15 protein-coding genes are annotated in these 17,450 nt (G+C 73.7%); 2 read left to right on the forward strand and 13 right to left on the reverse strand.

Annotation, left to right across the window (positions count from 1 at the left end; genetic code table 11):
• Positions 1-8: 8 nt before the first annotated feature.
• The 13 genes from AB0K67_RS03860 to AB0K67_RS03920 form a co-directional block, all read right to left on the reverse strand.
• Complete coding sequence (locus AB0K67_RS03860; RefSeq protein ID WP_364052367.1) at positions 9-353, reverse strand: hypothetical protein; 345 nt, start codon at positions 351-353, stop codon at positions 9-11.
• Entirely contained in the window at positions 350-721 is a 372-nt protein-coding gene (locus AB0K67_RS03865) for a YbaB/EbfC family nucleoid-associated protein (RefSeq protein ID WP_364052370.1), read from the reverse strand. The genes AB0K67_RS03860 and AB0K67_RS03865 overlap by 4 nt, the downstream gene beginning before the upstream one ends.
• A gap of 123 nt (positions 722-844) precedes the next feature.
• Complete coding sequence (locus AB0K67_RS03870) at positions 845-1,252, reverse strand: hypothetical protein (protein WP_364052373.1); 408 nt, start codon at positions 1,250-1,252, stop codon at positions 845-847.
• A complete protein-coding gene (locus tag AB0K67_RS03875) occupies positions 1,249-2,136 on the reverse strand; it encodes an SseB family protein (RefSeq protein WP_364052376.1) in 888 nt (295 codons plus the stop codon). The genes AB0K67_RS03870 and AB0K67_RS03875 overlap by 4 nt, the downstream gene beginning before the upstream one ends.
• A gap of 323 nt (positions 2,137-2,459) precedes the next feature.
• A complete protein-coding gene (locus AB0K67_RS03880; RefSeq protein ID WP_364052379.1) occupies positions 2,460-3,455 on the reverse strand; it encodes a hypothetical protein in 996 nt (331 codons plus the stop codon).
• Complete coding sequence (locus AB0K67_RS03885; protein WP_364052382.1) at positions 3,452-6,136, reverse strand: SMC family ATPase; 2,685 nt, start codon at positions 6,134-6,136, stop codon at positions 3,452-3,454. Before AB0K67_RS03885 ends, AB0K67_RS03880 begins: the two co-directional genes overlap by 4 nt.
• The gene (locus tag AB0K67_RS03890; protein ID WP_364052385.1) at positions 6,136-7,287 is read right to left on the reverse strand and encodes an exonuclease SbcCD subunit D; all 1,152 of its coding nucleotides are present in this window, start codon (positions 7,285-7,287) and stop codon (positions 6,136-6,138) included. The genes AB0K67_RS03885 and AB0K67_RS03890 overlap by 1 nt, the downstream gene beginning before the upstream one ends.
• A 16-nt stretch (positions 7,288-7,303) precedes the next feature.
• Complete coding sequence (locus tag AB0K67_RS03895) at positions 7,304-9,178, reverse strand: ATP-binding protein (RefSeq protein WP_364052388.1); 1,875 nt, start codon at positions 9,176-9,178, stop codon at positions 7,304-7,306.
• Between the two features lie 137 nt (positions 9,179-9,315).
• Positions 9,316-10,002 carry a CehA/McbA family metallohydrolase gene (locus tag AB0K67_RS03900; RefSeq protein ID WP_364052391.1) on the reverse strand — a complete coding sequence of 229 codons (687 nt, stop codon included), beginning with the start codon at positions 10,000-10,002 and terminating at the stop codon, positions 9,316-9,318.
• Positions 9,999-11,477, reverse strand: a complete 1,479-nt coding sequence (locus tag AB0K67_RS03905; protein WP_364052394.1) for an MFS transporter — start codon at positions 11,475-11,477, stop codon at positions 9,999-10,001. The genes AB0K67_RS03900 and AB0K67_RS03905 overlap by 4 nt, the downstream gene beginning before the upstream one ends.
• 83 nt (positions 11,478-11,560) lie before the next feature.
• Positions 11,561-12,634 carry a Zn-dependent alcohol dehydrogenase gene (locus tag AB0K67_RS03910; RefSeq protein WP_364052397.1) on the reverse strand — a complete coding sequence of 358 codons (1,074 nt, stop codon included), beginning with the start codon at positions 12,632-12,634 and terminating at the stop codon, positions 11,561-11,563.
• 21 nt (positions 12,635-12,655) lie between these two features.
• Positions 12,656-14,077 carry an aldehyde dehydrogenase family protein gene (locus AB0K67_RS03915; protein ID WP_364052400.1) on the reverse strand — a complete coding sequence of 474 codons (1,422 nt, stop codon included), beginning with the start codon at positions 14,075-14,077 and terminating at the stop codon, positions 12,656-12,658.
• A 113-nt stretch (positions 14,078-14,190) separates the two neighbouring features.
• Positions 14,191-15,462, reverse strand: coding sequence for a cytochrome P450 (locus AB0K67_RS03920; RefSeq protein ID WP_364052403.1), 1,272 nt, complete (start codon positions 15,460-15,462; stop codon positions 14,191-14,193).
• Positions 15,463-15,802: 340 nt separating this feature from the next.
• Here AB0K67_RS03920 and AB0K67_RS03925 point away from each other — a divergent pair, with 340 nt between their 5' ends.
• The gene (locus tag AB0K67_RS03925; protein ID WP_364052406.1) at positions 15,803-16,093 is read left to right on the forward strand and encodes a group 1 truncated hemoglobin; all 291 of its coding nucleotides are present in this window, start codon (positions 15,803-15,805) and stop codon (positions 16,091-16,093) included.
• Between the two features lie 949 nt (positions 16,094-17,042).
• The gene (locus AB0K67_RS03930) at positions 17,043-17,435 is read left to right on the forward strand and encodes a GntR family transcriptional regulator (RefSeq protein WP_364052409.1); all 393 of its coding nucleotides are present in this window, start codon (positions 17,043-17,045) and stop codon (positions 17,433-17,435) included.
• Positions 17,436-17,450 lie beyond the last annotated feature (15 nt).

Genomic DNA, 17,450 nt, shown 5'->3' on the forward strand with positions numbered 1-17,450 from the left:
ACCCCGTCTCAGACTTCCCGCGCCATGCGGGTGAGGTCGTGCCGGATGTCGGCGTCCGTCTGCAACGTGTTGTCGATCGCGGCGCGCAGCCGGTCGCCGGCGTCCACGATCTGCTCGGCCAGCCGCTTGGCCTGGCGGACCATCTCGATGGGCCCGCCGTCGCCGCAGTGGGCCTTGTAGAACGCCTGGCCCTCGGCTCCGCCGCCCCACGGCGCGGTGCTCAGGTACGACTCCACGTCGTCGGCGAGCTTGGGCAGGGTCCTGCCGACCTCTTCGGCGGTCGTGGACCAGGCCGACATGCCGCGGTTCACGACGGTCTTGGAGACGTACGCGCCCGACCAGTCCTCGATCACCGGTCACCTCCGATGCCGTCGACGAGCTGGGCCATCGCGGCCTCCACGTCGCCCTCGAGGTGCGCCTTGAACTGCTCGGCCGGGATCACCGGCTCGAAGATCTCCATGACCCGCTGCTGGGCGGCCTCGGCGGCCTTGCGCGCGGTCGCGGCGATCGTGTCGGCGAGCGCCCTGGCGTCGGGGCGGCGGTAGATGCGGGGGTCGAGGTCGAGGCGGATCAGGTCGCCGCGCGGGCCGACGGTGACGGAGACCAGGCCGTCGCTGGAGGTCTCGGTGACCTGCACGGCCTTGGCCTTGGCGTGCAGCTCCAGCCCTTGCTCCTGCAGGCGCGTGAACGTCTCACGCAGCTCGTCGGCGTATGCCCGCATCGCGGCCACATCCGGCTGTTCGGAAGCCCCCATAACCCCCTCGCTACGTTTGCACCATGTGACGCCACATGTGCCTGAGAGGTCAGTTTCCGTCACATTAACACCAGGAAACAAGGGCTTAACCTAAACGTTCAGAAACCTCGAAGTGAGGGGCACCGCCTCCTCCCGCATGTCCGTCACCTCCGCGCGCGGCACCCAGGCCCGCCACACGCCGCGTTCCACCCGATCGAGTCCCAGGTCACGGGCCTTGAGCGCGGACCCGCCGAGGTATTCGAGCAACAGCCGCCCGTCCCGCTCGTCGTGCACCTGGAAGGGCTCGTCGCGCCACCGGCACACGACGGTCACGAAGTGCAGCGACTCGCACTCCTGCACCGGGACCGTGCGGACGTGGCAGTCCGGCTCGACCTCCTCGAAGCCGTCGCGCGGCGTCTCGCTGCGCAGCCGTACCCAGAGCTCCAGCGCGTGCGGCTCGGGGCTGACCGGATATTCTTCGCCGTTCCAGCGCGCACGGTAGCCGTGCCACGACGTCATGATCGCCTCCCCACCAGGAGCCAGCGGCGCAGGTCGCCGTGGTAGAAGGCGCGGCGGTACTCGGTGCCGGCCTGGGTGAGCTCCCAGATCTCCGCGCCGTGCGGCAGGCCCACGCCGTACACCTTGTACTCGCGGATGACGTTGTCGACGCTGGGGACCAGGCCCATGCCGAAGAACGGCGGCTCCTCCACGACCCAGCCCGCCACGGCCTGCCGCCCCTCCTCGTCGGTGCCTCCGTACGGCGTGCGGTAGAGGTCGAGGCCGACGGGACGCCAGCGCAGCATGTTCAGCGAACCCGTCTCGGTGAGCATGTCGGTCTGGTTCAGTGCGGCGGCCAGCACGGCGGGGGTGGCGATGTGCGAGACGTCGAGCGCGTGGTGGCAGTAGCCCGACACGCGCGGCTCGGACGTGGCGAGCAGGTCGGGGATGTCGGCGGCCGCGATGAGCTTCTGCACCACCGGCACGCCCGAGCCGGGGGCGATCTGCAGGTCCTGCTCCAGGGTGGGCACGGCGAGGCGGGCCACCGTACCGGATTCGAGCAGGAAGGACACCGGCAGCCCCGGGTTGATCGCCAGCCCCCAGCGCAGGTCGGGCCAGCCGGCGGCCAGCTCGGTCATCGACGCGACCCGGCAGTGCGTGGCGGCGCCGCCGGTGGCCAGTGTCATCGCCTCGACCGAGGTGAAGGCCATCACCCAGGTCCGCTCGCCGTCGGCGGCGGTCGCCCAGGCGGGACGCTCGGCGCCGGCGGCCGCGGCGGCGGTGATCGGCAACGCCAGGTCGGCCTCGCGCAGCAGGCTCAGGCACGCCGCCTGCTGCCCGTCCTGATAGGCCGCCAGCAACTGCTCCTCGAAGGGGCTGGCCGGAAAGTGATCATCGACGGTCACCCGACAATTCTGTCCCGTTCTCAACCCTTGTGGTTCCTGTCCGCCCGCCCCTCCCTTCCCGGCCGCGTCACCGCGCGCCCCGGCGGAGCGCATGGTGGGTCCGCGCGGAAGCGGCCGGCCCCACGCCCCCACCGCGCGCCCTCGGCCGAGCGCACGACGAGGCCGCATGGAAGCAGCCGGCCCCACGCCTCACCGCGCGCCCCGGCGAAGCGCATGACGAGGCCGCACGGCACCGGCCGGCCCCCGCCCCCACCGCGCATCCCAGCGGGTGAGGAGCGACGTGGCACAGAACCGGCGCCGTTTCCTCCCCTTCGCCCGACCCGTCAGCGGGTGGGGACCGGGGTGCGGGGAGAGGTGGGGCGGGTCTGGCGGGCGGCGGCGCGCAGGGCGCGGTAGAGGAGGCGGGCGTCGCCGAGGCGGTGGCGCAGCAGCTTTTCGAGCCCGCCGATGGGCACGAGGTTCTGCGGGGCGCGCGGGTCCTTGTAGTCGACGCCCGCGAGCGGCGGCAGGGCGCGGGTGAGCGAGTCGGCCAGCCGTACGAGGTCGTCGAGCGGCAGGTCGGCGCTCGCCTCGCAGCGTACGATCCCCGCCCACGGCATGTCGGAGGTCGTGGGCAGGCGAAGGTACCAGGTGTGGCGGCGCCAGCTCGTGCCCATGAGGAAGACCGGGGTGCGCTGGCCGGGCAGCAGCGCCGGCACGGTGGCGGCCTGCGGGGCGGGCAGGTAGGCGGTGTGGTGGGTCTTGACGTAGCCGACCGTGCGCGGCAGGTGCGTACGCCCCCGCAGCGGCCCGTCCACCAGCAGCAGGTCCTCCTCCCCCGCCTCGGCCCGGTAGCGGACGGCCAGGCCGACCTCCAGCTCGGTGAGGTGGCGCTGCAGGGCCAGGGTCAGCTCGTCGGGGCCGGAGCCGGGGGCCCTGCGTGCGCGGTAGGCGGCGGAGGAGGTGACGACGTCGGCCGCGTGCGGCGAGGCGCTGAAGAGCGACCGGCTGACCTCGACGGCGACCGGCGCGGCCCCCGTCCCGGGGGCGCAGCGGACGATCCCGGCCGCGCACGAGGCCGCGATGCCGGGCAGCACGTCGGGCTCGCCGTCGGCGTACGTCCACAGCCGGGCGTCGATGCGGCGCACCCCGTCGGCGATCAGCAGCACGCCGGGCGGCGCGGTGGCGGGGTCGGGGGTGACCGGCCGCCACCGGGCGGCGGGCAGCTCGACGTCGAGGTCCAGCTCGGCGCTGGTGGCGTCGAGCTCGGCGAGCGCCTCGGCGTCGAGCGCCGCCGAGTAGGCGGGGTCCCACGCGTCGACGGTGAACCCGGCCGTCATGCGGTCGTCCTGCACAGGTGTGACCCCCTGGCGTCGCGGCTGACCTCGAAGCGTACCGGGATGCGGTCGGCCAGCGCGGGCACGTGCGTGACGACGCCGACCATGCGGTCGCGGCCGGCGGCCAGGCGTTCGAGCGTGGTGGCGACCGTGTCGAGTGTGGCCGGGTCGAGGGTGCCGAAGCCCTCGTCGAGGAAGAGCGAGTCGAGGCTGCGCGCGGCGGTCGCCGACAGCCCGGCGACCTGGTCGGACAGGGCGAGTGCCAGCGCGAGCGCGGCCTGGAACGTCTCGCCGCCCGACAGGGTGCGCGCGTTGCGCCGCATCCCCGCCTCGGCGTGGTCGATGACCTCGATCTCGTTCCGCGCGCCGAGCGCCAGCTCGTACTGGCCGTCGGACAGCTCGCGCAGGGTCTCGGAGGCGGCGGTGACGAGCAGGTCGAGCGCCTCGGTGCACAGCCAGCGTTCGAAGGCGTCGGCGCGCAGGCACTGGGCCAGCTCCTTGGCGACCTGGGCGCGCTCCTCCTCGGCTCTGACGCGCTCTTCCAGCTCGCGGGCGGTGGCGCGGTTCTCCTTGACCTGGGCGAGCCTGGCCTCGGCCTGGGCGATCGCGGCGCTGACGGCCTCGCCGAGGCGCGCGGCGGGCCCCGCCCGTCCGGCCCGCTCCCCGGTGCCTTCCGGCGGGGTCACGTCGTGCTCGGCGAGGCGGGCGACCAGCGACGTCCACAGGGCGCGGGCCTGCCGGTCGGTCCCGGCCATGCGGGCCTCCTGCTCCTCCAGGGCGGCGCGCTCGCGTACGGCCGCCTCGTCGCGCCAGGCGAGCAGGGCCGTCCAGGCGTGGTGGAGGTCGGCGCGGTCGAGCGGCGGCGCGCCGAGCGGGACCACGGTGTCGCGGGCGGCGTCCAGGTCGCGCCAGAGCCGCTCGGTCCTCCGTGCCAGCTCGTCGGCGCGGCTTCTGGCCCGGTTCAGTGCGGTGCGGGCCTCGCGCGCGGCCCGCCGCAGCTCGGCCGCCCGCTGCCGCGCGGCCCGCCCCGCCGCCAGCCGTTCCTCCAGCCCGGCCCGCCACTTGGCGATCCGCTCGGCTTCGAGCCCCCCGTCGATGGCCTCCGCCCCGGAAGGCGGCACCGGGGACGCGGCCCGCTCGCAGGGCTGCGGGTCGGCCCCCTCCGCGGCGGCGGCCGCCGCCCGCGCTCCGGCATCGGTGCGCGGCCTCCCATCCCGGCCGATCGTGGCGGCGTCGCCGACATCATCCGCACCGCTCGTGGTGGCGGCGTCGCCGAGAACCGCCGCCAGCTTCCCGCGCAGCTCGGCGGCGCGGGCGGCGAGTTCGCGTACGGTGCGGTCGAGGTGGCGCAGCTCGGTGCCGGTTTCGGTGTGGCGGCGGCGGGCCTGCTCGGCCTCCTTTCGCGTGGTCTTGACCCGCTGCTCGGCGGCCCGCAGATCATCCGTGGCCGGGTGGTGCGGCAGGGCGGTGACGGTCTGCAGGCAAGTGGGGCACGGTTCGCCGACGACGAGGCGGCGGGCCAGGTCGGCCCCGGCGTGGGCGTCGCGCAGCCGGTCGCGGGCCTGCTCGGCCTCGGCCAGTGCGGCCTCCAGGTCGCGGGCGCGGGCGGCGAGGGGTTCGAGCGCGGCGCGGGTCTCGGCGGCCTGGGACTCGGCGGTGCCGAGGTCGGCGAGCAGCCGCTCGTACGTGTCGAGCGCCTGGAGGCGTTCCAGCAGCACGGCCGGGTCGTCGCAGGCGGCGGCCGCGTCCTCGGCGCGCTGCTCGGCGGCCTCGGCGGCGGCCACGGCCTCGGTGAGCGCGGCCACCTCGTCGGTGGCGGCGCGGGCGCTCCCGGCGAGCGTGGGCACGTCGGCGGGCAGGGCGAGCGCGGTCAGCGCGGCCAGCCGGTCGCGCAGCGCGTCGCGCTCATCGGCGAGGCGGCGCAGCTCCTCGTCGTGGCCGCGCAGCGCGTCGAGGTCGGCCCTGATGCTCCCGTCGAGGTCGCGCAGCGCGGCGAGCCGGTCGGACGCGGCGCGCTCGGCCTGCTCGTCGGCGTCGGTGAGCTTGGCCAGGCGCTCCCTGGCGAAGCCGGCGGCCTGCGCGGCGGCGGCCTCCTCCTGGACGGCGCGCTGCCGGATGCGTTCGTAGACGTCGGCGTCGAGAAGCTGCACCAGCAGGTCCTGGCGCTCGCGCGGCTGGGCGTGCAGGAACTCGGCGAACCTGCCCTGCGGCAGTACCACGCACTGGGTGAAGAACCGGTATTCGAGGCCGGTGATGCGCTGCACCTCGGCGGTGACGGCGGCGCCCTCGGCGACGGGCCGGACGACGGCGGCCAGCAGCTCCTCCAGCTCGGCCGAGCCGGGCACGGCGGGGTCCAGCTCGTCGAGGCGGGCCTCGGCGGTGTGCACCTTGCCCTTGGCGTCGCGCTTGAGCGCCCGTACGACGGCGTAGCGACGGCCCGCGCTCTCGAAGACGAGCGCGACCTTGGCCGCGACGGCGGACGGCGCCAGAGCATGGGCGATGACGTTCTCCTTGCCCCAGCGCGGGACGGTGCCGTAGAGGGCGAAGCAGATGGCGTCGATGAGCGTGCTCTTGCCGGCGCCCGTGGGGCCGACCAGGACGAAGTACTCGACGCCGGAGAAGTCGGCGGTGGCGGGCTCGCGGAAGCTGCCGAAGTTGTCGAGGTGCAGCCGCAGCGGGCGCATCAGCCGGTCACCTCCTCGTGGAGGCGGTCGAACAGGGCGGCGACGCGGTCGTCGTGGCGGCCGGAGGCGGCGAGGTAGTCGCGGAAGAGGTCACGGGGGCTGCGGGCGGGTCCTGTCGCCGGGGCGCGGCCGGGGTCGCGTACGGGGCGGAACCGCTCGTGGACGGTGACCTCCAGGGCGGTGGGCAGGATCTCGCGTACGGCCTCGGCCAGGCCCGGCCTGGGCGGCTCGGTGACGACGACCCGCAGCCACGTCTCGGCCAGGCCGGGCGCCATGGCCTCCAGCTCCTCCAGCGTGCCCGTCCTGGTCGCGAGGGCGCGGGCCGAGGTGATGGGCACCTCGCGGACCTGGGCGGGACGGCCCGGCTCGACGGTGACGAGCAGCGCGCCGGGAGTGTTGTCCTCCTCGCCGAAGTCGACGGCGATGGGGGAGCCGCTGTACCAGATGGGACAGGGACCGGCGATCTGCTGGCGGCGGTGCAGGTGGCCGAGCGCGGCGTACTGGGTGGCGGGCGGGAACGCGGTGGGCTCGAAGTAGTAGGAGAAGATCGACTGAGCCCGCCGCTCGCCGCCGCCGAACCGGCCGCTGGGCAGCGTGCCGTGGGTGGTGACGAGGTTGACGGTGTCGGCGGAGAATCCCGCGGTGAGCGCGGCGACCAGCTCGGCGATGCGGGCGGCGTAATCGCGGTTGTGCTCGGCCTGGGTGCCGGCCAGCACCTCCGCGGCGCGTACGACGTACCGATGCGACAGGAACGGCAGCACGGCGAGGCGCACGGGCTCGCCGGAACGTGCGGTGAAGGCGAGCGTGCCGCCCTGGTCGGGCCGCCGGAACGCGCCGACGACGTGCACGCCGATCTTGCCGAGCACCGGCCGGTAGACCTCCAGCAGGTGCGGGTTGTCGTGGTTGCCGGCCAGCACCACCACCTGGCGCCCGCCCTCGTGCAGCGCCATGAGGGCGTTGAGCACCAGCGCCTGCGCCTCGGGCGTGGGGGCGCTGGTGTCGAAGAGGTCCCCGGCCACGAGGACCGCGTCGACGTCCTCCGTACGGGCGATGGTCACCAGGTCGCGCAGCACGGCGCGGTGCTCGTCGATGCGGTGGCGGCCCTTGAGTACCTTGCCGACGTGCCAGTCGGCGGTGTGCAGGATCTTCATGCGCGCTTTCCCTGACCTAGAAGGGCGGGATGTCGTCGTCGGCGCCCGGCAGCCCGGCGAACGGATCGGCGGCGGCCTTCGGGCTCGAAGCGGGCCGCGCCGCGGCTTCGGCGGGACGGGTGGCCCAGGCCGGGAAGGGGAACGTGACGGCGAGCGGCACGGGGATCTCGGGCTGGGTGACGAACATCGTGCCGGGGCGGGCGATCGTGGCGCGGTCTCTGGCGGTGGCGGGCAGCCAGCCGTACTCGGGGCGGGTGGCCTCGGCCGGGTCGAGTCGGCCCGCGATGCGTACCGAGCAGTTGGCCACGATGCGCCGCTCCACCTCGGACGCGGTCTGCTGGGCGCCGATGAGGATCACGCCCAGGGAGCGGCCGCGCTCGGCCACATCCAGCAGGATCTCCTTGATGGGCGACTCGCCTTCGCGCGGCGCGTACTTGTTGAGCTCGTCCAGCACCACGAACAGCAGCGGGCGTGCGGTGCCCGCGCTCTCCTTGCGGGCGAACTCGCCGCGCAGCGTCACGCCGACCACGAACCGCTGCGCCCGATCCGGCAGGTTGTGCAGGTCCACGATGGAGACCTGGGCGCCGGACGTGCCGATGCCGTGCGGCCGGCCGCCGGGCAGATCACCGCGCACGATGGGCGACAGCGCCCTGACCGCGCCGCGCAGCCGGCGCAGGAACGCGTTGACGGTGCCCAGCGGGGTGGGCGCGCCGGTCCAGACGGCGCGGGTGCCCTCGTCGGCGAGCTGGGCGCCGATCACGTCCACCAGGTCGCCGAACGTGCGGCAGACGGGGCCGCCCTCCTCGCCGGGGCGGCGGATGCGTACGGCGCCGCTGTCCCCCACGGGCTCGGCCCACGCCTGCAGCCGCGCCGCGACCTGGCCGACGAGCAGCGAGTACTGGGCACGCTCGTCGTCGGCGTCGGTGAACACGAACCGCAGCAGCTCCTCGGCGCAGAACTCGGCCAGCGTCCAGTAGTAGGCGCTGACGTCGCGGGTCCTGGCCGAGACGTCGGGCACGCCGTTGGGGTCGCGGGGGCGCGGCGGCGCGAACACGTGGACGCTGCCGAACGGCCCGGCGGGCAGGCCGAGCCGGGCGTACTGGGCGGTCGCGGCGGCGTCGAGGCGGGTATTCGCGTGGTCGAGGAAGAGCAGGTCCTCGCCTTTCACGGAGAAGATCAGGGCTTTGGTGTTGGCGGCCTCCGCGCCCAGCACGCCGGAATTGAATATCGAATAGAGGAGAAATGTGGCGAATGACGTCTTTGTCGCCACGCCGGAAACGCCGGAGATCGACACGTGCGCGCCGCGAGTGCCGTCGAGAAAATCGAAATTGACGTACATCGGCCGGCCGTCGCGGCCGAGGCCCATGGGGACGCGCCGGTCCATGACGTCGAAGTAGAGCGCCTGGTCGCGGTCGCCGCTCGCGGCGCGGTAGACGGGGGCGCCGGGCAGCGGCGGCACGAAGACCTCCGGCTCGACCCGGGTGACGCGCACCTCCGCGCGCTCGACCACGGCGGCGGGCAGCGCGCCGTCGGCGATGAGGAAGACGTCGGAGTCGAACCCGGCGCCCTCGTGGCGCGCCTCGACGGCCGACACCACGCCCGCGACCAGCACCGGACCGTAGTCGGGCGTGTCGCGCCTGGTCACCACCACGTCGTCGAGCTGGACGACGCGGCCCGGCTCCAGCCCCACCCAGAACGACAGCGGGGAGGCGGCGTGGGTGCCGAGGACCCGGCCGACCGCATCCGCCGAGGCGGCCCTCCCGCCGGCGGCCGTCCCGCTGCCGGAGGCCGTCGCGCCGGCGGCGGTCCCATTCCCACCGGAGGCCGTCGCGCGCCCTGAGGTGTGGCCGGTGGACCCGTTGGCGGCCGCCGCCTCCGTCTGCTCGCTCACCGATCTCCCCCGCCCCGGACGTTCACGTACTTCCCGCAGAATCCTAACGACCGCAATGCCGCCTTTTGCCACTGTTGTGACATTGCCGACAGGGAGGCGTGGTGGCCGGACCGATTTGGTCAAAAGCAGGTAAAGAATCACCGGTAACGGGGCGCGTGCGCGCGGTACTCGCCGTAGCGGCGGGCCCGGTGCAGCGCCTCCAGGAACGCCCGAGGGCCGTCGAAGTCGGGCATCTCCATGTACGCGGCGCCGATCCCGTCCGGGTCGTGGGCGTCGGAGCCGACGGTGCCGGGCAGCCGGTACGCCCGTGCCGCCCGTAGCGCGGCCCTGTTGTGCTCCTGGTCCTCGATCTTGGCGTTGAACACCTCGACGGCGTCGATCAGCCCGTCGCGGCACAGCTCTTCCAGGCGGTCGCCGAGGCCGGAGCGCTCCGGATCGTACGGGTGCGGCGCGCACACCAGCCCGCCTTGGGCGCGGATGCGCCGGATCGCCTCGCGGGCGGGCAGCACGTACGGCACCCGCTCGGTCAGGAACAGCCCGAGCAGCTCGCCCCACCCCGTACGGATCTCCTCGCCCGGCACGACCCGGCACCCGACGGCCCGCGACAGCTCCTCGGCCGTGCCCGCCAGGTGGTTGTGGTCGGTCAGGCACACGACGTCGATGCGGTGCGCGGCCACCCGTTCGGCGAGCAGGTCGAGCGTGGTGACCGCGTCGCCGGAGGCCACGGTGTGCACGTGGCAGTCCACCCGCACCCATCCGGCGGGCACGGGCCGCTGGGTGTCGGGCGGTGACGCCGGCTCGATCGCGGGCGGCACGTGCGTCACGATCTCCGCTCCCCTGGCGATGCCGGCGCACCCCCGGGTGCGGCGGGCGCGGGCTCTTCCCCCGCGGGTACGGCGGCCTGGCGGGCGCGGCGGCGCAGCCCGCCGAGCGAGGCCAGCACCGCCAGCACGGACACGGTGGCGAGCACCCCGAACGTGATCCGATACCCGGTGATCAGCGCCCCGATCCCCTCGGGGGCCACCCGCGACAGCGTCCCGGCGAAGACGGCGGGCCGCAGCGCGGCCGGCAGCGGCCCGGTGACCAGGGAGAGGGCGAGCGCGGTGCTCACCACGACGCCGGTGTTCTGCACCATGAGCCGCATGGCGTTGACGATGCCGATCCGGTGGGAGGGAAGCTGGTCGAGTATCGCGGTGGCGGTGGCCGGCAGGAACATCCCGGCGCCGGCTCCGACCAGCACCGTGCCGGCGCAGACGGGCGCGTACCCGACGTCCGGCGACAGGCACGCGAGCAGCACCACCAGCCCCGCGGTGCCGACGACGTTGCCGAGCAGCCCCACGACCCGGGCGCCGAGCCAGGCGTGCAGCGGGCCGGCGCTCATCGACGCGATCATCATGGCGACCGACAGCGGCAGCACCTTCAGCCCTGCCGCGACCGGGTTCTCGCCGTGCACGGCCTGGTAGAACAGCGCGACGAGCAGCACCACCGCCATCCGCCCGACCGTGCTGAGCAACGTGGCCAGCAGGTCGAGCGCGAACACCCGGTCGGCGAAGAGCCGTACGTCCACCACCGGGTGCGCGCTGCGCCGCTCGACCACCACGAACACCGGCATGAGCAGGACGAACAGCACCACCCCGCCCACCACGACCGGGTCCGTCCAGCCGAAGTCCGCGGCCTGCGACAGCCCGAACAGCAGCCCGCCGAGCGAGACCAGCACCAGCAGGTTGCCCGGCACGTCGGTGCCGCGCTCCCTCGTCCGGGACGCGGTGCGGCGCAGCGTGATCGCCCCCCAGACGAGGCAGAGCACGCCGAGCGGCACGTTGTACCAGAACACCCACTGCCAGCCGAACCGGTGCGTCAGGAAGCCGCCGAGCGTGGGACCGACGAGCTGGGCGACGGAGAAGGAGGCGATGTAGATGCCCATGCCGCGGCCGAGGTGGCGGCGCGGGAAGGCGTCGGTGAGCAGGGCGGCGCTGTTGGTCAGCAGCATCGCGCCGCCCGCGGCCTGCAAGACGCGCAGCGCGACGACGTACCACTCGCCAGGGGCGAAGCCGAGCAGGAGGCTCGCGCCGGTGTAGGTGGCCAGGCCCCACAGGTACATCGCGCGGCGGCCGAACATGTCGGCAAGCCGCCCGAACACCACCATGAGCACGGTGTTGGCCAGCATGAACGACAGCAGCATCCAGCTCGCCGCGGCGGCGCCCGCGTCGAAGTGGCGGACGACCTCGGGCAGCGCGACGTTCAGCGAGCTGCTGCCGAGCGCGATGAGGATGCTGGCCAGGCCGACGACGGACAGCACGCGCCAGGCGTAGCGGAGCCGCGCGCGCTCATCGGGGTCGTCCGGTACCCCTGGATCGTCCCGGGCCGGTTCTCCCGGCCGGGTCATGGGAACGTGACCAGCGAGCGGATCACGTCCCCTGAACCCATGGCCTCGAACGCCTCGCCCACCCCGTCGAGCGTGATGCGCCTGCTGATCAGTCCCTCCAGGTCGAGCCGTCCGGCCCGCCACAGCCGCAGCAGGCGGGCGAAGTCGGTGCGCACGTCGCCGGAGCCGTACAGACAGCCGAGCAGGCGGCGTTCGGTGGCGAACAGCTCGGCGGCGCTGAACGTGACCGGGTCGTCGGCGCTGCCCGCTCCGACGACGACGGTGGTGCCGCCGCGCCTGGTGGACTTGTACGCCTGCCTGATCGTCTCGGAGCGGCCCACGACCTCGAAGGCGTAGTCGAAGCCGAGCCCGCCGGTCAGCTCCTTGGCGGCCTCCCGCAGCTCGTCGGGGGTGAGGGTGTGGGTGGCGCCGAAGGCGCGGGCGGCGGCCAGCTTCTCCGGTACGCGGTCCACCGCCACGACGGGCGCGGCGGCGGCCAGCGCGGCGCCCTGGATGACGTTGACGCCGACGCCACCGCAGCCGATCACCAGCACCGACGAGCCGGGCCGCACGCGGGCGGTGTTGATCACCGCGCCGACGCCGGTGAGCACCGCGCAGCCGACCACGGCGGCCACCTCGAACGGCACGTCGTCGGGGATGGGGATGGCGGCGCGGGCGTCCACGACCGTCTCCTCGGCGAAGCAGCCGACGCCCAGCCCCGCGTACGCGGGCTCGCCGCCGACGGTCAGCGTGGGCTCGGCGGGCGGGCTGACGGAGGTGCACAGGTTGGGCTGCCCGCCCAGGCAGTACGCGCAGCCGCCGCAGGGCGGGATCCACGACAGGATGACGTGGCTGCCGACGGGCGGCCCCGTCACGCCGGGACCGAGCTCGACCACCTCGCCCGCGCCCTCGTGGCCGGGCACGAGCGGCAGCCGGGCGGGCAGCCGGCCCTCGCACATCGACAGGTCGGAGTGGCAGACGCCGGCGGCCCGCAGCCGTACGCGCACCTCGCCAGGGCCTGGCGGCCGGATGGCCAGCCCGTCGCTGACCTCGACCGGCTTGCCCGTCTCGCGCAGGATGACGCCTCGCATCGATCTTTCTCCCCCGGTGCTTCAGAGCTGGATGGACGTGGTGGTGAGGAACTCCTCCAGCCCGAAGCGGCCGTACTCGCGGCCGTACCCGGACTGCTTGTAGCCGCCGAAGGGGGCCAGGCCGTTGTGCGCGCCGTCGTTGACGCTGATCTGCCCGGCGCGCAGCCGCCGGGCGACGCGGTAGGCGCGCTCGGGGTCGGCGCCGCGGACTCCGGCGGCCAGCCCGTACGCGGTGCCGTTGGCGATCCTGACCGCCTGGTCCTCGCCGTCGTAGGGCAGGATGACCAGGACCGGCCCGAAGATCTCCTCCTGGGCGACGCGCGCCTCGGGGGTCACGCCGGTGAGCACGGTCGGCCGCACGTAGAAGCCGCGTTCCAGGCCGTCGGGCGCGTCGGGGCCGCCGGTGAGCACGGTCGCGCCGTCCTCGGCCGCCGAGCGCAGGTGGTCGCGTACGCGCTCGCGCTGCACGTCCGACACCAGCGGGCCGAGCCTGGTGGCGGGGTCGCGCGGGTCGCCCACCGTGTACGTGCTCGCCTCGTCGGCGGCGACGCGCTCGGCCTGCTCCAGCCGCTCGCGCGGGACGAGCAGCCGGGTCAGCGCCGAGCAGGTCTGGCCCGAGTTGAGGTAGCAGGCGGCGACGCCTTTGCGTACGGCGTCCTCGAAGGCGGCGTCGTCGAGATCGTCGAGCAGCACGTTCGCGGACTTGCCGCCGAGCTCCAGCGCGGTGCGCTTGACCCCGGCGGCGGCCAGCTCGGCGACCCGCCGCCCGGCCCTGGTGGAGCCGGTGAAGGAGACCATGTCCACCTGCGGGTGGCCGGCCAGCGCCTCCCCGGCCTCGGGCCCGGTGCCGGAGACCAGGTTGAACACGCCCGCGGGCACGCCGGCCTCGTGCATGACATCGGCCAGCACGAACGCGTTCAGCGGCGTGACCTCGCTCGGCTTGAGCACCACCGTGCAGCCGGCGGTCAGCGCGGGGGCGACCTTGGCGGCGATCTGGTGCAGCGGGTAGTTCCACGGGGTGATGGCGCCGACGACGCCGATGGGGTCGCGGTGCACGACCGAGTTGCCGAGCCGTTCCTCGAACGCGATCTCGGCGGCGACCTGCGGCATCGAGGCGAACGTCCGGATGGGCGCGCCCACCTGGATGGCCTTGGTGAGCTTCAGCGGCATGCCCAGCTCGTCCACGATCATGTCGGCCAGCTCGTCGGCGCGTTCCCGCAGGGCCTCGGCCACCTTCGCGCAGAGGGCGGCCCGCTCGGCGACCGGCCGGGCCGACCAGCCGGGCAGGGCGGCGGCAGCGGCCTCGACCGCGCGGGCCACGTCCTTGACGCCGCCGCGCGGCACCTCGTCGAAGACCTCCTCGGTGGCGGGGTTCACCACCGGTATCGGCGTGCCGCCGCTCGCCTGTACCCACTCACCGTCGACATAGATCCGATGCGGCATGACCCCACCTCAAGGAACGGACGCAAATTCTAGATTCGGATTCTAGATTCGCCGTACGTTCCCGTCCAGGGCGGCGGTGTGGAGCCTGGGAGGCCGACAGCCGGTGGGGGCCGTCAGCCGATACGGACGGGGAGGGTCCTGGGCCCGCGTACCTGGCTGGCCGCCCAGGTCACCGCCGCCGGGTCGGCCAGCTCGAACACGGGGATCCGCTCCAGCCAGACCTCCAGCGCGACCCGCAGCTCCATGCGCGCGAGATGCGAGCCGACGCACCGGTGGATGCCCAGCCCGAACGCGACGTGCCGGTTCACCTCGCGGTCGATCACCACCTCACCGGCCCGCTCGAACTGCCGCGGATCCCGGTTGGCGGAGGGGAACGACAGCAGCACCCAGTCGTCGGCCTTCATCTCCACCCCGCGCCAGGTCATGTCCTCCTTGACCAGGCGGGCCATGGTGACCGGCGCGTACGCCCGCAGGAACTCCTCCATCGCCGTCGGCAGCAGCTCCGGCTCGGCCACCAGCCGCTCCCGGTCGGCCGGCGTCTTGGCCAGATGCCACAGCGAGGCCCCGATCGCGCTCCACGTCGTGTCGATCCCGGCGATGAGCAGCAGCGTCATCATGCCCACCACGTGGATCGGGTCGAGCTTGCGGCCGTGCAGCTCGGCGTTCATCAGGTACGTGGTGAGGTCGTCGCGCGGGTGCTCGATGTGGTCGTGGATCTGCGCCACCAGGTAGTCCGTCAGCCTCTCGAAGCCCTCCACGCGCTCTTCCTGCGGCCGGTTGATGCTCTCCAGCGCGGCTTCGACGAACTTGGCGAACTTCGGCCCGTCCTCGGGCGGAAAGCCCAGCATGTCGGCGATCACCCGCATCGGGATGTGCTGGGCGTAGTCGGCGGCCGCGTCCACGACCTCCTTGCCGCGCATCTCGTCTATCAGCTCGTGGCAGTACGCCCTGGTCGCCGCCTCCCGCTTGGCCACCGCCGACCTGGTGAACGCGGGCAGCAGCAGCTTGCGGGCATCGTGGTGGAACGGCGGATCGGAGGAGATCGGCGGCACCGCCCCCACCGGGGCCAGCTCCTTGGGCGGGCGGACGTTGCTCACGATGATCGCCCGGGAGGAGAACCGGTCGGTGTCGTAGGCGATCGACGCGATGTCCTCGTACCGGGTCGGCAGCCACACCCCGCCGAACCGCTCGGTGTGCGCGATGGGGCAGCGCTCGCGAAGATCATCCTGGATGGGATAGGGATCGGCGGCCCACTGGGGATCGACGTGGGAGAAGTCGGTCGCCCAATCCGTGACCGGGTCGGTGACCGGGGCGGTGGCCGTGCCGATGGGGCGGTTCTTGCGCGCCTGCGCGAGCTCTTCGCCGAAGCGGTCGGTGGCGGTCATCGTACGGCTCCGCTCGGGGACCCGGGGTCGATCTGTACCTTCATGCCCTCGTTCCCGTCTGTGCTGGGTCTCGGTTCCGGGACGTCCTTGAGCGAATTAAAAAATCGTTCATTTGCCCCGTCAAGAGCCCCACGGCGGGTGCGGGCCTCGGCCGGCGCCCGGGGGACAGGTCCGCCTGCGCGCCTGCCGGCTCCTTCGTCCGCTCGGCCGCGTGAAGGCGCCACGTTACGCCGATGTCACCTCGGTGAGCGCGATGGTGCAGGCGTATTGCCGGTGTGTCACGGCGATGGAACGGCCCGGCGTGACCCTCCTGGTATCCGCACCGGAGGGAAGGTCACCAATGGCGTCCATCTTTGACCAGATCGGCGGCACCGACATGGGCAAGCTCAAGGCGCACCAGCGCAGCTTCGTCGCGGCGGCGCTGGGCGGGCCGCAGGAGTACCGGGGCAAGACGATGGACCAGGCGCACGCCGGCCTGGGCATCACCGGCAGCGACTTCGACGCGGTGGTCGGGCATCTGGCGGGGGCCCTGACGCACTGCGGGGTGCCGCAGGAGACCATCGCGACGATCGCGGGCGCGCTCGCCCCGCTGCGCGACCAGATCGTGGCCGGCGAGGTGTCCACGGTCTGAGCCGTGTCTGGGAGCGGCGGGCCGGGCTTGTCGCGGTCAGGGGCTGTGGCCCGTCCCACCGCTCCCAGCGCGGTCGCCCCCGCTACCGCCGCGCTCCGTGCGTCCCTCCCGTGATCGCCCGCACCCTCCCCACGAGCCCTCACGCCCTCCCCACGAGCGCCCGCGCCTCCAGCGCGAGCCCTCGCACCCTCCCCACGAGCGCCCGCGCCATCCCCAGAGCCCTCGCACCCTCCCCGCGAGCATCCGCGCCATCCCCGCGGCCCCTCACACTCTCCCTCGAACACCCGCGCCATCCCCACGAGCGCCCGCGCGGGCTCCAGGGGCGCCGGACAGCAGGGTTTCGGCGACGGCCGTGCGGGCGTAGAGGACGTAGCGGCCCGTACGATGCGCGCCGGCCAGGCCGCAGGCCGGGTACGTGGAGCTGCCGCTGCTCGCGGTGACCGCTCTCGGCGCGCCCGCCCCGGCGAAGTGGGCCTGCTCAGCTCCCCGACCACGATCACGGTACTCGTACTCGGCCTGCCCACCGGCTCCTGGGTGACCGGGTCAGGCGCCGCCCGATGTTGATCGCGACGGACCCTGCTGCGCGCCGCGCTGCCGCTGTCTATCCCGCTCGCGTGGCGGCTGGACGCGCTCACCATGGGCCGGCTCGACGGGATCGCCGTGCTGACGGGCGCGGCCACGCCGGCGTCTCCGGGCTGGGGCATCCCGCCTGGGTGCTCGGGGCGTACCTCGCCGCAGGAGGGGCGGGTGTGCCGGTGGGGTCGTCGGCGGCCCATCTGGTGGGACGCGGGCTGGGGCGCGGGTGTGCGGTGCGGGCGGGCCGGCCTGGTCACCGCGCCTTCGCACTGATAGTGCCGTTCACGGGCTGGAGCGTGTGCCGTCTCGATCCGGACTCGGTCTTCACCCCTCCTCCAAAGTGCTATAGATATAGATAAATGGAGGAAGTCACGTGATCGAGTTCTATCTGGACGGCCGTTCCGGCCTGTCGCCGTACCTGCAACTCGTCCAGCAGGTACGGCACGCGCTACGCCTTGGCATGCTGCGCGAAGGAGACCGGCTGCCCACCGTCAAAGACGTGGTGTCCCGGCTGGCGATCAACCCCAACACCGTGCTCAAGGCCTACCGGGAGCTCGAACACGAAGGGCTGGTCGCCGCCCGTCCCGGTGTCGGCACGTTCGTGACCAGGACGCTGGCCGACACCACCTTGGCCGCGCACGGCCCGCTGCGGCAGCGGTTGCAGCGCTGGCTGGCCGACGCCCGCAGGGCCGGGCTGGACGACGAGAGCATCGAGGCCCTGTTCATGACCACCTTTCGCGGCGTCGCTCAAGAGAACATAGCGTGACCGTGCCAGGCAAAG

It is taken from the genome of Nonomuraea sp. NPDC052634 (assembly GCF_040678535.1).
In the GTDB taxonomy this organism is placed as follows: Bacteria; Actinomycetota; Actinomycetes; order Streptosporangiales; family Streptosporangiaceae; genus Nonomuraea; species Nonomuraea fastidiosa.

Excerpts from the sequence above, each read along its gene's own strand:
- AB0K67_RS03865 (WP_364052370.1), bottom strand. The coding sequence starts at position 721 with ATGCGGGCATACGCCGACGAGCTGCGTGAGACGTTCACGCGCCTGCAG.
- AB0K67_RS03870 (WP_364052373.1), bottom strand. The coding sequence starts at position 1,252 with ATGACGTCGTGGCACGGCTACCGTGCGCGCTGGAACGGCGAAGAATAT.
- AB0K67_RS03880 (WP_364052379.1), bottom strand. The coding sequence starts at position 3,455 with ATGACGGCCGGGTTCACCGTCGACGCGTGGGACCCCGCCTACTCGGCG.
- AB0K67_RS03885 (WP_364052382.1), bottom strand. The coding sequence starts at position 6,136 with ATGCGCCCGCTGCGGCTGCACCTCGACAACTTCGGCAGCTTCCGCGAG.
- AB0K67_RS03890 (WP_364052385.1), bottom strand. The coding sequence starts at position 7,287 with ATGAAGATCCTGCACACCGCCGACTGGCACGTCGGCAAGGTACTCAAG.
- AB0K67_RS03910 (WP_364052397.1), bottom strand. The coding sequence starts at position 12,634 with ATGCGAGGCGTCATCCTGCGCGAGACGGGCAAGCCGGTCGAGGTCAGC.
- AB0K67_RS03915 (WP_364052400.1), bottom strand. The coding sequence starts at position 14,077 with ATGCCGCATCGGATCTATGTCGACGGTGAGTGGGTACAGGCGAGCGGC.
- AB0K67_RS03920 (WP_364052403.1), bottom strand. The coding sequence starts at position 15,462 with ATGACCGCCACCGACCGCTTCGGCGAAGAGCTCGCGCAGGCGCGCAAG.
- AB0K67_RS03925 (WP_364052406.1), top strand. The coding sequence starts at position 15,803 with ATGGCGTCCATCTTTGACCAGATCGGCGGCACCGACATGGGCAAGCTC.